This window comes from Priestia sp. D51 (genome assembly GCF_053345675.1).
Genome location: NZ_JBLTIR010000004.1, coordinates 179,647 through 193,776, shown reverse-complemented (window position 1 = coordinate 193,776; position 14,130 = coordinate 179,647). Strand labels below are relative to the sequence as shown.

The 14,130-nt window shown below is 39.0% G+C and carries 13 protein-coding genes; 9 read left to right on the top strand and 4 right to left on the bottom strand.

The window, feature by feature from the left end; translation table 11 throughout:
• Positions 1 to 124: 124 nt before the first annotated feature.
• Both ACNHOZ_RS17690 and ACNHOZ_RS17685 read left to right on the top strand, forming a co-directional pair.
• A complete protein-coding gene (locus ACNHOZ_RS17690; RefSeq protein WP_013056909.1) occupies positions 125 to 562 on the top strand; it encodes a S1 domain-containing RNA-binding protein in 438 nt (145 codons plus the stop codon).
• Positions 563 to 1,302: 740 nt separating this feature from the next.
• Entirely contained in the window at positions 1,303 to 3,714 is a 2,412-nt protein-coding gene (locus ACNHOZ_RS17685) for a S8 family serine peptidase (protein ID WP_098627176.1), read from the top strand.
• 37 nt (positions 3,715 to 3,751) lie between these two features.
• Here ACNHOZ_RS17685 and ACNHOZ_RS17680 read toward each other — a convergent pair whose 3' ends face one another.
• Entirely contained in the window at positions 3,752 to 4,528 is a 777-nt protein-coding gene (locus ACNHOZ_RS17680) for a 3-hydroxybutyrate dehydrogenase (protein ID WP_013056911.1), read from the bottom strand.
• Between the two features lie 83 nt (positions 4,529 to 4,611).
• Positions 4,612 to 4,893: an acylphosphatase gene (locus ACNHOZ_RS17675; RefSeq protein WP_013083031.1), complete on the bottom strand. Its 282-nt coding sequence runs from the start codon at positions 4,891 to 4,893 to the stop codon at positions 4,612 to 4,614.
• Between the two features lie 140 nt (positions 4,894 to 5,033).
• Between ACNHOZ_RS17675 and ACNHOZ_RS17670 the strand changes: the two genes are divergently transcribed.
• From ACNHOZ_RS17670 to ACNHOZ_RS17650, 5 genes are all read left to right on the top strand, one after another.
• Positions 5,034 to 6,251, top strand: a complete 1,218-nt coding sequence (locus tag ACNHOZ_RS17670) for an MFS transporter (RefSeq protein ID WP_425204611.1) — start codon at positions 5,034 to 5,036, stop codon at positions 6,249 to 6,251.
• A gap of 130 nt (positions 6,252 to 6,381) precedes the next feature.
• On the top strand, positions 6,382 to 7,392 hold the full coding sequence (locus ACNHOZ_RS17665) for an LLM class flavin-dependent oxidoreductase (protein ID WP_425204610.1): 1,011 nt from the start codon (positions 6,382 to 6,384) through the stop codon (positions 7,390 to 7,392).
• A gap of 60 nt (positions 7,393 to 7,452) precedes the next feature.
• The gene (locus ACNHOZ_RS17660) at positions 7,453 to 8,082 is read left to right on the top strand and encodes an alpha/beta family hydrolase (protein WP_447697258.1); all 630 of its coding nucleotides are present in this window, start codon (positions 7,453 to 7,455) and stop codon (positions 8,080 to 8,082) included.
• A gap of 27 nt (positions 8,083 to 8,109) precedes the next feature.
• The gene (locus ACNHOZ_RS17655; RefSeq protein ID WP_425204608.1) at positions 8,110 to 8,826 is read left to right on the top strand and encodes a helix-turn-helix transcriptional regulator; all 717 of its coding nucleotides are present in this window, start codon (positions 8,110 to 8,112) and stop codon (positions 8,824 to 8,826) included.
• A 64-nt stretch (positions 8,827 to 8,890) separates the two neighbouring features.
• Positions 8,891 to 9,775, top strand: coding sequence for a DMT family transporter (locus ACNHOZ_RS17650; protein WP_221833371.1), 885 nt, complete (start codon positions 8,891 to 8,893; stop codon positions 9,773 to 9,775).
• Positions 9,776 to 9,811: 36 nt separating this feature from the next.
• On the opposite strand, the gene ACNHOZ_RS17645 is transcribed toward ACNHOZ_RS17650, so the two are convergent.
• Entirely contained in the window at positions 9,812 to 11,431 is a 1,620-nt protein-coding gene (locus ACNHOZ_RS17645) for an ABC-F family ATP-binding cassette domain-containing protein (RefSeq protein ID WP_013083037.1), read from the bottom strand.
• Positions 11,432 to 11,790: 359 nt separating this feature from the next.
• On the bottom strand, positions 11,791 to 12,231 hold the full coding sequence (locus ACNHOZ_RS17640) for a YtoQ family protein (protein WP_045290397.1): 441 nt from the start codon (positions 12,229 to 12,231) through the stop codon (positions 11,791 to 11,793).
• Positions 12,232 to 12,401: 170 nt separating this feature from the next.
• Here ACNHOZ_RS17640 and ACNHOZ_RS17635 point away from each other — a divergent pair, with 170 nt between their 5' ends.
• Complete coding sequence (locus ACNHOZ_RS17635) at positions 12,402 to 13,313, top strand: ABC transporter ATP-binding protein (RefSeq protein WP_034265850.1); 912 nt, start codon at positions 12,402 to 12,404, stop codon at positions 13,311 to 13,313.
• On the top strand, positions 13,306 to 14,073 hold the full coding sequence (locus ACNHOZ_RS17630; RefSeq protein ID WP_028413458.1) for an ABC transporter permease: 768 nt from the start codon (positions 13,306 to 13,308) through the stop codon (positions 14,071 to 14,073). Before ACNHOZ_RS17635 ends, ACNHOZ_RS17630 begins: the two co-directional genes overlap by 8 nt.
• The last annotated feature ends 57 nt before the right edge of the window (positions 14,074 to 14,130 follow it).

Below are 14,130 nucleotides of genomic sequence, written 5' to 3'. Positions count from 1 at the left end.
ATAAAACAAAAAAGTGGCGAAAAAAGCGTAATTTAACAAATTGTTTTCTCATACACACTTTGTTATTCTTACGCACTTTGGTATAATGAAGTGCTTTTAATATTATTGAGGAGGAACATTTTTTATGGCAGTTGAAGTAGGTAGCAAGGTACAAGGTAAAGTAACAGGTATTACTAATTTTGGAGCATTTGTAGAATTACCTGGAGGTCAAACTGGACTTGTACATATTAGTGAGGTAGCTGACAGCTATGTAAAAGACATTAATGACCATCTTAAAGTTGGTCAAGAAATTGAAGTGAAAGTCGTTAATGAGAAAGACGGAAAAATTGGATTATCGATTAAAAAAGCGATAGATAAACCGGAAAGACCCTCATCTTCTTATTCACAACGCCCGCCACGTCAGGCAAGAAATAATGATAATCGTTCTAAAAGCAACTTCCAACCAAAGGAAAACTTCGAACAAAAAATGGCGCGTTTCTTAAAAGATAGTGAAGATAATTTATCTACACTAAAACGCAGCACTGAATCAAAACGAGGTGGCAGAGGCGGAAGACGGGGATAAATCCCTTCCACTCTAACTACTTTATTATATAGTTGAAGCAAGCCAGTAAAAATTGGCTTGCTTCTTTTTTGTGATAGCTTAAGTACATACGCTAGAAGAGTAAAAAGAAGGTTAAGCATTTACTTAGTTGTAAAGTAGATGCCAATCGTGACAAGCGATGAAAGAAGATCAAGGATGAGTAGGATGAAATTTAAATCTATCATAATCATACCTCCCTTTTTGCGAGCGTTGACGTTAGTATCTGCACGAACTACTTTTATTATTCGTAATTTTTAAAAATTTCATTTAATTAAATGCGATATTTAATATTTAATTAAACTATGTTCTAAATAATAATTAATAAAATAAAAAACGCTTATAAGAACAATTTTCTTAAAATAATAAAAAAACCTTATAAGTAAACGAAGAGAAAGTAGGAATGAGTCCCTCATCGAAATAGCTAAATTAACAGAGAATCGTCAGTATTCTTGTATATTCATCTAATTCCTTCATAATTTTAGGAATAAAAAAGTGCTGAAAAAGCGAAAAACAGACAAAATTCTTCCTTTTTTGAGCAGTAGTGCTCAGTTTGGAGAAATATATAAAATGATTCCATAGACTCAAGGATTTTATAGTAATATATAGAACTTCCATACTATTCTAGTTTTTAGCTCATTAGCTAAGTAAAAGATGCGTATGTTTTGGGGATGAAGACATACATAGTCGTACGAATTATAGAGAGAAATGGAGAGGGAAAAACGATGAAGAAAGTATCAATTCGGGCTGTATTGAGTACAGTAGCATTTTCCGTTGCTTTATCTTCTTTTGCAATGGGAGCATCGGCTAACGGGAATTCAAAGCCGGCGCTGGAACCGTCACTAGTTAAAATTCAAGGAGACTATAACTTAAAGTCGGCTAAAAAAGTAAAAGTTATTGTGGAGTTAAATGAAGAGTCTGTAGCGGAAGCAAAGAAAAAAGGAGTAGCGCAAAGTAAAGGAAAGATTAAAAAAGCGCGTGACGAAGTGAAAAAAGAACTTTCAAAAGCTTCTAAAACTTCAAAAGTAAAGCGAGAATACGACCAAGTGTTTTCCGGGTTTTCAGCGGAACTTCCGGCTAATGACCTTGAAAAAGTAGCAAGTTTACCCGGAGTAAAAGCTATTTATCCAAGCGTTGAATATCATACAACAGAAGTAAAATCGAAAGAAGTGAGCGCCGAAGAATACGGTTCTGAAATGGATAAAAGCATTTACTACGTGGGAGCAGACCAAGCGTGGAAATCAGGATATACAGGTAAAAATATGACCGTAGCCGTTATCGATACAGGCGTTGATTACGACCACCCGGATTTAAAGTCCGCGTTTGAGAAATATAAAGGATGGGATTTTGTTGATGATGACAAAGACCCTCAAGAAACGCCGGCTGGAGATCCAAAAGGCGAAGCCACAACGCACGGTACGCACGTAGCGGGAACAATTGCAGCGGACGGAAAAATTAAAGGGATAGCTCCTGATGCTCATTTACTTGCGTATCGTGTATTAGGTCCAGGAGGAACGGGTTCAACCGAAGACGTGATTGCCGGTATTGAACGTGCGGTAGAAGACGGGGCGGATGTAATGAACCTGTCGCTTGGAGATACGATTAATAATCCGGACTTGGCAACGAGTATTGCATTAGATTGGGCAATGGAAGAAGGAGTAGTAGCCGTTACATCAAATGGAAACAGTGGACCAGCTAACTGGACAGTAGGCTCTCCGGGAACGTCTCGTGAAGCTATTTCAGTTGGTGCGACTCAGCTTCCTTACAATTTGTATAAAACGACATTAACCGTAGATAACGCAAGCTATGCTTCAGCTGAAGTAATGGGCTTTCCAAACGACAAGGCGTTACTGGATGCAAGCGGTAAAAATTATGAATTTGTACCTGTCGGACTTGGAAAACCAGAAGATTTTGAAGGAAAGGATGTAAAAGGAAAAGTAGCGGTTATTTCCCGCGGTGACATTGCATTTGTAGATAAAGTTGACAATGCGAAAAAAGCTGGCGCTGTTGCAACAGTCATTTACAATAACGTAGAAGGAACAATTCCTGATATTCCAGGTACATCTCTGCCGAGTATTCGCCTATCGAAAGCCGATGGACAAGCTTTGATATCTTCTTTAGCAAAAGGATCCGTCACGGGCTCTTTTACTGCAACCTTTAATCAGACAGTCGATGAAACAATGGCTGACTTTTCATCTCGCGGACCGGTTGTGGATACGTGGATGATTAAGCCGGACATTTCGGCACCGGGAGTCGATATTATCAGTACAGTGCCAACCAATGATCCAAGCAATCCTCATGGATATGGATCAAAACAAGGCACAAGCATGGCCGCACCGCACGTAGCAGGAGCAGCAGCGTTAATTTTACAGGCGCATCCCAATTATAAAGTAGAAGACGTAAAAGCATCTTTAATGAACACAACGGAACTGCTTCGTGACCGCAACGGGCTCATTTACCCTCATAATACGCAGGGTGCAGGAAGCATGCGCGTAGTAGATGCAATTAAAGCAAAAACGCTTATTACCCCAGGAAGTCACTCGTACGGCGTCTTTTATAAAGATAAAGGGAAACAAGTAGAAAAACAAAGCTTTAAGATTAAAAATCTATCAAATCACAGTCAAAAATACTCGGTCAAAGTGAAATTTAAGAAAAGCCATCAAGCAATTGACGTTAAATCAACAAACGATTTAGTTGTTAATGCAGGAAAAACGCAAAAAGTAAATCTCAATGTAAAAGTAGATGCAGGGAAATTATCTCCTGGCTATTACGAAGGCACAATTACGGTAAGTAACAATAAAGAAACGTACGATGTTCCAACGATCTTATTTGTAAAAGAGCCGGATTATCCTCGCGTTACTTCTGCGTATGTAGATGTACTAGGAAATGGCTCGTTTGAATACGGCAGTTATTTACCAGGAGGAGCAGAGAAGCTTAGCTATTACATTTACGATGCAACGCTAGAAAAAGGGGAATTGTTAAGTTCGTATACGAATGTAGGAAAAGGATTCTCTAGCGCAACGTGGGACGGAAAAATTAATGGTGAAGCTCTTCCAGCGGGAACTTATTATTTATACGCAGAAGCAGTAAAAGCAGGTCAGACGACTGGTTCTTTAGGAGAATTTGAAATTCAATAAATAAAAAAAGAGTGCCAGTCTAACTGACACTCTTTTTTTATTGAGCCGTATATCCTCCATCGATCACAGCAGCTTGGCCGGTGACGCCTTTTGCTAAATCACTTGCTAAAAACATTGCGTAGTCTGCAATTTCATCAACTGCCAGCAAGCGTTTTTGAGGAACAAGAGGATAAATAACTTCTTCTAGCACTTTTTCAAGCGCTACATTTCGCGTACGTGCTAAATCTTTTAATTGATTTTGAACAAGCGGTGTGTCAACATAACCAGGGCAAATCGCATTTACCGTAATGCCGTGCTCCGCACCTTCAAGAGCAGCCACTTTCGTTAAGCCAATCACGCCGTGCTTAGCACTGTTGTATGCCGCTTTTCCTGAGAAACCAATCAATCCGTTAATGGAAGACATGTTCAAAATGCGGCCGAATTTTTGCTTTTTCATAATAGGAAACGCATGCTTAGTCGCAACAAAAGGTGCAACAAGCATAATTTTCGTTAAAAGTTCAAATTTTTCAGTAGGAAATTCTTCGAGCGGGGAAACAAATTGCATGCCAGCATTGTTAATTAATACATCAAGGCGGCCATATGTTTCAACCGTTTGAGCAATCATTTGTTCAATATCACTTTCATTTGTCACATCTGCTTTAATGCCTAATGCTTCGTAGCCTTTTGTCTTCAATTTGTCTGCTGCTTTCTTAACTCCGTCTTCATTCAAGTCAGTTAAGACAACAGTCGCTCCGTCTTCAGCAAAGCGCTCACCAATTTGATAACCAATACCTTGAGCTGCACCTGTAATTAACACAATTTTGTTTTCAACCATCGTTTTTTCCCCCTTATATGTAGATGATATAAAATCGCTTACTTTTCCATTTTACCAAAAATTATCTTAATTTAGCGAGTATTTTAACTGTACTTTACGCGAAAAGAATGGGTGTGGGAAGGGGTGTTTACTACCTTTACTTCTACATTGCTGACAGAAGCGAACGGCGAGGGACCTTTTTTAATTTCTTCAATAAATTTTTGGATATTACTTTCTTCACCTTCAGCATCAATTTCTACTTTTTGATCGTCTCGATTTCGTACCCATCCGTTAATGGAGCATTCCATTGCTTTTAGCTGCGTGTAGTGACGGAACCCAACCCCTTGAACGCGTCCGTCTACAATCATATGCACATGTTTTTTCACTGTTCTCACCTCACAGGCAATTTTCCCTTTTTTATAAAAAAGAAAACAACTATAATCTTACTTTTCACTGTATAATAGAAAAAGACATTGTAAGACTTTAACAGTTTTAATGTAGATTAAATAAGAAAGAAGGGTTATGAATGCAAGCAGCAGCACGAACGAAGCAAGCGCAGCCGGCGACAATTTACCGTATTTTATTTGCTATTAGTTTAGGACATTTCCTAAATGATTGTATGCAGTCCGTTATACCGGCACTTTTTCCAGTCCTTGAAAAATCGATGAATTTAAACTACACGCAAATCGGCTGGATTGCCTTTGCTTTAAACATGACGTCATCGATTATGCAGCCCGTATTCGGCGTATTTGCCGATAAGCGTCCCTCGCCGTTTTTATTGCCAATTGCAATGTGTTTAAGCATGATTGGTATGGTTGGACTCGCTTTAGCGCCAAATTTTTATTTTGTGATTATATCTGTTTTATTTGTAGGATTCGGATCCGCTATTTTTCACCCGGAAGGTTCTCGCGTAGCGTATATGGCAGCAGGAGGAAAGCGGGGGCTGGCACAGTCTATTTATCAAGTTGGCGGGAATACTGGACAGTCGATGGCTCCGCTGTTTACGGCATTTATCTTTATCGGACTTGGTCAGTTTGGAACAATTTGGTTTACGTTAATTGCAGGTATCGGCGTAGTGGTTCTATACAGCGTCTCTAAATGGTATAAATCAGAGTTAGCTACTCGTCAACGCTTGAAGAAAAAGCAGTCAGATGCTTCATTTACGATGAACAAGCAAATTATTTTTGCGATTGGACTTTTAATTTTTCTTGTTTTTGCACGTTCATGGTACGGAGCCGGCATCCTTAATTTCTTTCAGTTTTATATTATTGGAAAATTTAATTTGCCTATCAAAAGCGCTCAGCTTTACGTTTTTTTATTTATGATTGCAGGGGTGTTTGGAACATTCTTTGGAGGTCCGCTTGCCGATCGTTTCGGAAAACGAAATATTTTATTGTTTTCTATGTTAGGGTCAGTACCGTTTACTTTATTACTCCCTCACGTTTCTCTCGGAGTCGCAGCGCCTCTTTTAATACTAATCGGCTTTATTCTCCAGTCAAGTTTCAGCGTCACGGTCGTCTATGCTCAAGAGCTGATGCCGGGGAAAATTGGCTTGGTTTCCGGCTTAATTGTAGGTCTTGCTTTTGGGATGGGAGCTTTAGGAGCTGTTGTATTCGGTAAATTAGCCGATGTCTTCAGCCTTCAGTTTATTATGCTGTTTTGCAGCTATTTACCAATCCTAGGGCTGTTAACATGGCTGTTGCCGAGCGATAAGCGTGTGAAAGAAATACACGAAGCAAAATAAGAAAAAGAAAAAGCAAACGCGCCTTAGCGTTTGCTTTTTTTATGAGCGTGAAGCAAATTTCAAGACGAATTCATATTTTTCTCCTACAATAGATACAATAGAAATTGAAAATCGAAAGGAAGAATCAGCTATGATTAAGCTAAGCGTATTGGATCAGTCTCCAGTTTCAAGCGGATCAACACCAAAGGAAGCGTTAAAACGTACGGTGGAACTGGCAAAATTAACGGAAAAGTTGGGCTACCACCGCTTTTGGGTAGCGGAACATCATAATACGAACGGTCTTGCAGGCTCATCTCCAACTCTTTTAATGACGCACTTAGCTTCTCAAACGAGCCGAATCCGAATTGGATCTGGAGGAGTCCTTCTTCCTCAATACAGTCCGTATAAAGTAGCAGAAGATGCTCAGCTGCTTGAAAATCTGTTTCCGAACCGAATTGATTTAGGTCTTGGACGCTCACCGGGAGGAGATGCGCTGACGCGGCTAGCGCTTACAGATGGAGTACGTAAAAGCCTTAATGAATTTCCGCGGCAAATTCAGGCGTTAAAAGGACATCTTGAGCATAATTTGCCGTCTGACCATCCGTATTACGGTGTGACAGCTTATCCGTTAAGTGAAACAAAGCCGGAACTGTGGCATCTTGGTATCAATAAAAGAGGAGCAAGATCAGCTGCTGAGCTGGGCATCTCTTTTACGTTTGGACACTTTATTTATTCAGTTGGTGGACAAGAAGCCATTCGTCATTATAAAGAAGAATTTGTCCCTTCTTCCTATCAATCAAAGCCTAACACCAACGTATGTGTATTTGTTGTATGTGCAGAAACAACAGAAGAAGCCGAGGAGCACGCCAAAACGTTGGATGATTGGCTGTTGAAAGTAGCCAAAGGCGGAGACACAACGGTTTCATCGATAGAAGAAGTGCGCAATCGTTCTTATTCAGAAGAAGAGCTTAAAAAAATAAGCACCAATCGTCCTCGTATGATTGTAGGAAATCCAGCTGAAGTAAAACAAGGGTTAACTCAGCTGCAGCAAAAATACGATAACGACGAATTTTTAATTATTACAAATATCCATGACTATGAAGCAAAAAAGAAGTCTTATGAACTGCTTGCAGAGCTATTTCCTCAACCCTCATTTTTTTAAGAAAAAGATGGGGTTTTTTTACGTAATTAAATGTTAGAATATTTAAAAAGGAGGAGTGACATGCAAGTAGAGCAAAAAAGTGTAAGTAGCCAAACTAATAAGATTACCTATACATATATTAAAACAGGAGGGCCTAGCATTTGCTTTATGTTTTCAGGGCTAGGCTATACGTACGAAAAGCCGCTGTTGTATTATGTAACGATGCTGATGATAAAACACGGAATTGACGTGGTTCATATTCACTATACATATCCAAAAGAGATGATGACAAAGTCTACAGATGAGATTGCAGACATTATGATGAAAGACATTGACTTAGTACTGCAGGACGTTTTATCTCATAATGACTATAAAAATATCATATTTGCAGGGAAATCGCTTGGCACCATTCCTCTAATTCAGCGAGTTATGAAAGATGAAGTTTACAAAGACGCAGTGATGCTTTTACTGACGCCGCTTTTAACAAGAACAGAACTGTTTGAAAGTTTACTAAAAAGCTCTCACAAAGGTCTTCTTGTAATAGGAAGTGGTGATCACTATTATACTGAAGAAGTTTATCGATTAAAAACAAATACAATGAATATTGCAGTCATCGAAAATGCCGATCATTCATTGGATGTTTTATATGCTCCAGCAGAATCGTTAAGGGCGCTGGGAACCGTTTTGGACGGCATAGAACAGCTTCTGTGAGACAGGAAATAAGGAAAGGAGAACAAAATGGATACGCTACGTGAAATTATTTGCGAAAAAAGAGCCTACAGCTATTCACCTCATACTCATGATCATAACTACAGTCAGCTTTTGTTTCCGCTAGCAGGTGCTCTTGATATTCAAGCAAGCGAGCAGCACTTAACGCTGCAAGAAGGATGTTTTTACATTCCGCCTCGTCAGCTTCATACGTATCAAGCTAAAAATACAAATGAATGTTTGGTTGTTGATATTCCGTTAAAATTTACAGAAAGTGCGCATCTTTCTCAAGAAGCAGCTTTTATTCAATGGAATTCAACGTGGAAAGCATTTCGCTACCTTTTACTTGACGGGCTTCAAAAAAGCATTGACAGGGGGGCGCTTGAAGATTTAGTCCGTTACGTTCAGCATTATTTGCCAAAGAAACAAACGTTTAAATCCATCGATTACCTTCATGCTAACTTTAATCAAGAGTTAAACATAGAAAGCCTTGCCAAGCTGGAAAATTACCATCCTGCCTATTTTTCTGCTTGGTTTAAACAAAAAACGGGCTATTCGCCTCAAAGTTATGTAGCGCGTATACGTTTAAATAAAGCAAAAGAATTGTTAAAAGAGAGCAGCTATTCGATAACGTATATTGCGCACGAAGTCGGCTATCACAGCTTGTCTTCATTCACTAAATGGTTTGCAAAACAAGAAGGAGTCTCACCGACGCAATATCGAAGTATCTTAAAAACAGACAAATAAGATCATAAAAGCGGAAAAACTTTTTTCTTTCTTTTAGCTATGATAAAAGAAAGGAGATGAAACGATGAATACTTCATTATCAAAAATACTTATTTTATGTGCCGCAGTTTTGTGGGGAACAACAGGAACCGCTCAAGCTTTAGCATCTGCTGAAGCGCATTCCGTGGCTATTGGAGCCGTACGTTTAGCGGTAGGGGGACTATCGCTTCTTACAGCTTGTCTTATACAAAGAAAGAATGTGGACGTAAGACGTCTTCCTATTTTGCCTCTTGCGGTTGCTGCAGCAAGTATGGCCGCTTATCAGCCGTTATTTTTTTCCGCTGTCATTAAAACGGGTGTTGCAGTAGGCACAATGGTGGCAATTGGCAGTGCGCCTGTTTTATCAGGAGTATTAGATTACATAGTGTACCGCAAGAAACCTACAAAAAAATGGTTGCTTGCTACGGTCACTGGTATTATAGGGTGCAGCTGCTTGTTGTTAAAAAAAGATACTCAAATCGACGTGATAGGTTTGGGTATGGCGATAGGAGCAGGGGCGTCTTTTGCTTGCTATACGACTGTCAATAAAAAAATTGTTCAGCATGTTGATCCGCAAGTAGGAGCTTCGCTTGTGTTCACAGCCGCCGCCGTTTTACTGATACCATGCTGGTTTATGTACGATATGAGATGGCTAGTCTCTTTAAATGGAATGGGGATTGCTCTTCATTTAGGAATACTTACGACGGCGATTGCTTATGTATTATTTTCTACAGCGCTTAAGTCAGTGCAAGCGTCTACCGCCGTAACGTTATCGTTAGCAGAGCCCGTTACCGCTTTTTTACTTGGCGTCTTTTTCTTAGGAGAATCTCTAACTTTGGTAAACATATGCGGAGCAGCACTAGTATTTGCTAGCTTAGCGTTTTTAACGTATTCTCCGAAGTCATCGCTAAATCAAGAGGTGCGTATATAAAAAAATCCCCTTTCTCTATAGAAAGGGGATTTCTTATTAAGCGTACATACTAGCTACTTGTTTTTGCAGGTTGCTGTCTTCTAAATACTCATCGTACGTCATTTGCTTGTCAATTACTCCATTTGGCGTAATTTCAATTACACGATTTGCAATCGTTTCAACGAACTGATGGTCATGAGATGTGAAAATCATTGAACCTTTGTAGCTGATAAGTCCATTATTTAGTGCTGTGATTGATTCTAAGTCAAGGTGATTCGTAGGGTCGTCTAGTAAAAGAACGTTTGAACCGCTTAGCATCATTTTAGAAAGCATACAGCGAACTTTTTCTCCTCCGGAAAGAACGTTGGCTTTTTTCAACACTTCTTCACCAGAGAATAGCATTCTACCTAAGAAACCGCGTAAGAAGCTTTCGCTTTGATCATTAGGTGAATACTGACGCAGCCAGTCTACTAGGTTTAAATCACCGTTTTCAAAGTACTCGGAGTTGTCTTTTGGGAAAAAGGCTTGAGACGTTGTGACACCCCATTTGTACGTACCGCTGTCTGCTTCCATTTCACCCATTAAAATCTTCATTAATGTTGAATTTGCAAGTTCGTTTCGGCCTACAAGAGCAATCTTGTCATCTTTATTCATAATAAAGCTTACGTTATCAAGTACTTTTACGCCGTCAATTGTTTTTGTTAAACCTTCAACGCGAAGTACGTCATTTCCAATCTCACGTTCCGGCGTGAAGTTCACGTATGGGTAACGACGAGAAGAAGGACGGATGTCATCTAATGAAATTTTATCAAGCAATTTTTTACGAGACGTTGCTTGTTTTGATTTCGATGCATTTGCGCTAAAGCGAGCGATAAAGGCTTGAAGCTCTTTAATTTTTTCTTCTTTTTTCTTGTTTGCATCTGACGCCATTTTTTGTGCTAATTGACTTGATTCATACCAGAAATCATAGTTACCAACGTAGACTTGGATTTTACTGAAGTCAAGGTCAGCAATGTGCGTACATACTTTGTTTAAGAAGTGACGGTCATGTGATACAACAATGACTGTGTTTTCAAAGTTAATTAAGAACTCTTCTAACCATTGAATTGCTTGGATATCCAAGTTATTCGTAGGCTCATCTAGAAGTAATACATCAGGTTTTCCGAATAAAGCTTGTGCAAGAAGCACTTTTACTTTTTCACTACCCGTTAGTTCAGCCATTTTTTTGGCGTGAAGATCTTCAGAAATACCTAATCCTTTTAAAAGAATAGCCGCTTCTGATTCTGCTTCCCAACCGTTTAATTCAGCAAATTCGCCTTCAAGCTCAGCTGCTTTCATTCCGTCTTCATCTGTGAAGTCTGCTTTCATATAAATAGCATCTTTTTCTTGCATTACTTCATAAAGGCGAGCGTGCCCCATAATAACGGTTTTCATAACTTCTTGATCTTCATATTCGAAGTGGTTCTGTTTTAAGACAGCAAGGCGTTCGCCAGGGCCCATATGTACATCACCAGTCTGAGATTCAATTTCACCAGATAAAATTTTTAAAAACGTTGATTTTCCAGCACCGTTTGCGCCGATTAATCCATAACAGTTACCAGGCGTGAATTTAATATTCACATCTTCAAATAACTTTCGGTCGCCAAATCGTAAACTTACATTACTAACTGTAATCATGTATGAGCAGTCCTCCAAATTCAATATCTATAAAATTATACCATTCTTTTGAGATAAGAGCGATATGAATACAATATTTCAAACATAAAGTGTAACCGACACTTTAAGCACTCGTCAACCATTTAAGGGATTTTTTGAGCGGTACCGCTTGATTATTCTAGCATTCACCAAAACTTTGAGCAGCAAACTAATATATTCAGGGAAACAGAAATTGTTGAATATATATTGTTTTTTATTGAGCTATACGGATACAATCTATGAAAAACGTAGACGGTTTAAAAAACGACTCTTCACGCTTCACTTTTATGTTCAAAACGAAAGAAAGCTCTGAGGAATAACCTGAGAGCTTTCTAAATTTATTATTCAAAAATATAAGCCAATGCTTGAAGAGCCTGTTCTGGCGTTTCGACTACAACTTGGGCTTTGTTTGACAGTTCTTTAAGCGGGTGGTGTAGTTTTTCAGGGCGAACCAAAATTAGCGGTTTATCTAATGCGATGGCTGTCGCCGCATCCATTGCGCTGTTCCACTGTTTGTATTTTTCACCAAATAAAGCAATGACCACATCAGATTTTTTAAGGAGCACCTGCGTGCGTAAATTATTAATTTGAGAAGCAGCTTCATCTTTTAAGACAGCGTTAGGCTGTTTTCCTAAAATTTCTTCTCCAATGTTGTCGGAGCGGTCATGGTCTGTCATGGGACCGACAAAGGTAAGGGGAAGGTTTAATTGTTCTGCTTGGTTTTTAATTTCGTCTCGCCAGTTATCGTGAATTTGCCCGGCAAGGTATATGGTTAAGTTCATTATGTAGAAGTCCTCCTCTAACTAAGATTTGTTTTATTTTATCAAATGTAAGCGGATAATACGAATGATTTGAATGGGCTACTTTTCCAAAAATAAGGTTATAGTAGACAAATAGTTAAAAAAGAGAAACAATAGAAGGCGTATTGCTAATTAAAGAAAGGATGTACATGATGACAGAAACAGTGCTACAAGTAGATCATGTCAGTAAAGTAATTGGGAAGAAAACCATTTTGCATGATGTATCCTTATCGGTTGAGCGCGGTGAGATTTTCGGATTGCTTGGTCCGAACGGATCTGGAAAAACAACGCTCATTCGTACCGTCGTAGGACTCATTAAAGAAACAAAGGGAACAATTACCGTCAATGGTTTTCCTTTAAAAGAACAGTTTACATCAGCTATGAAATCAATTGGAGCGATTATTGAAAATCCTGAGTTTTATGATTATCTGACGGGCTATCAAAATTTAAAACACTTTGCGAATATGCATGAAGGGATCACAGCAGAACGCTTGGATGAAGTGATTGCGCTAGTAAAGCTTGAAAACAGCATTCATGCAAAAGTGAAGACGTATTCCCTTGGGATGAGACAGCGTTTAGGAGTAGCTCAAGCTATTTTACATAAGCCTGCATTGCTTTTACTAGACGAACCAACAAATGGTCTAGACCCAGCGGGAATGAGAGAATTTCGTACATATTTACAAACCCTCTGCAGGGAAGAAGGTATTTCAATTTTAATCGCGAGCCACTTATTAAAAGAAGTGGAAGCATTATGTGACCGCGTTGGTATTATTCAAAACGGCGAGTTAAAAGCTGTTCAAGATCTATCTCCAAATCGTCAAGATCAAGGGATGTATGTAGAATTTGAAGTATCTGACGTGCAACAAGCAGCGGATCTTTTATCTCAAGAATTCCAAGTAACAATAAAATCCGATAGTATTGATGTAGTGATTATGAAAGAACAAATTCCAGCTGTGAATAGAAAATTAGTGGACAGCGATATTTTAGTCTACCGAATCACTCCTGTTTATGAGACGCTTGAAGATTCGTTTATGTCCGTTACGGAGGGAGAGCACCATGCTTAAGTTAATTCAAAATGAACATATGAAATGGTTTTACAAAAGAAGTACAAAAGTCACGTTTATTACAATCGGCATCTTAACTCTTTGTATGGCTCTTTTAATGAAGAAAGTAGCAAACAGCGCAGGAACGGAAGACAACATATTGAATTTCCTGTCATTTAGTGCAGGCATGCTGATCCTCGTTCAATTTTTCGCGCTTGCTGTTGGAGGATCAATGGTTGCAAAAGAGTTTGAAGCGGGTACCATTAAGCTTCTTTTAATTCGCCCTGCTAGACGTTCAACGATTTTAACGTCCAAGTACATAACGCTCATTTTAATTAGCTTGTATTATTTGCTGAGTTATTTGCTTTTTTCGTTTGTATGGGGAGCATTGTTCTTTGGATTTGCCAGTCTAGAAGGAGATGCGCAGCTGCTTAAAAACATTACGCTTACGTATGACAGCGCGTATATGGAAACGTTTATGATGATGACGTTCGCATTCATGCTGTCGTCTTTATTTAGAAACAGCGCGCTTGCTTCAAGTCTAGCTATTGTCGTAAGTATTGGGGCGAAAGCAGTAACTGGGATAGTATCACAGTTTGGTCTATGGTGGGGGAAATTTTTACTGTTCGCCAACACAAACTTTGTGCAGTATATGGACGGAATGAAGACGATGTTTGACGGAATGACAATTCCATTTTCAATCTTCATCTTAGTTGCACACTTTGTCTTCTTTATGGGCGTAGCATGGGTGGCGTTTTTAAAACGTGACGTAGCTAATTGATGTGAGAATTTTCACGCTATATATTTTTCTAAAATAGCATTTGACAATTAAATAAAA

Coding starts and splice junctions, on each gene's coding strand:
- ACNHOZ_RS17690 (WP_013056909.1), top strand. CDS start 125: ATGGCAGTTGAAGTAGGTAGCAAGGTACAAGGTAAAGTAACAGGTATT.
- ACNHOZ_RS17685 (WP_098627176.1), top strand. CDS start 1,303: ATGAAGAAAGTATCAATTCGGGCTGTATTGAGTACAGTAGCATTTTCC.
- ACNHOZ_RS17680 (WP_013056911.1), bottom strand. CDS start 4,528: ATGGTTGAAAACAAAATTGTGTTAATTACAGGTGCAGCTCAAGGTATT.
- ACNHOZ_RS17670 (WP_425204611.1), top strand. CDS start 5,034: ATGCAAGCAGCAGCACGAACGAAGCAAGCGCAGCCGGCGACAATTTAC.
- ACNHOZ_RS17665 (WP_425204610.1), top strand. CDS start 6,382: ATGATTAAGCTAAGCGTATTGGATCAGTCTCCAGTTTCAAGCGGATCA.
- ACNHOZ_RS17660 (WP_447697258.1), top strand. CDS start 7,453: ATGCAAGTAGAGCAAAAAAGTGTAAGTAGCCAAACTAATAAGATTACC.
- ACNHOZ_RS17655 (WP_425204608.1), top strand. CDS start 8,110: ATGGATACGCTACGTGAAATTATTTGCGAAAAAAGAGCCTACAGCTAT.
- ACNHOZ_RS17650 (WP_221833371.1), top strand. CDS start 8,891: ATGAATACTTCATTATCAAAAATACTTATTTTATGTGCCGCAGTTTTG.
- ACNHOZ_RS17645 (WP_013083037.1), bottom strand. CDS start 11,431: ATGATTACAGTTAGTAATGTAAGTTTACGATTTGGCGACCGAAAGTTA.
- ACNHOZ_RS17640 (WP_045290397.1), bottom strand. CDS start 12,231: ATGAACTTAACCATATACCTTGCCGGGCAAATTCACGATAACTGGCGA.
- ACNHOZ_RS17635 (WP_034265850.1), top strand. CDS start 12,402: ATGACAGAAACAGTGCTACAAGTAGATCATGTCAGTAAAGTAATTGGG.
- ACNHOZ_RS17630 (WP_028413458.1), top strand. CDS start 13,306: ATGCTTAAGTTAATTCAAAATGAACATATGAAATGGTTTTACAAAAGA.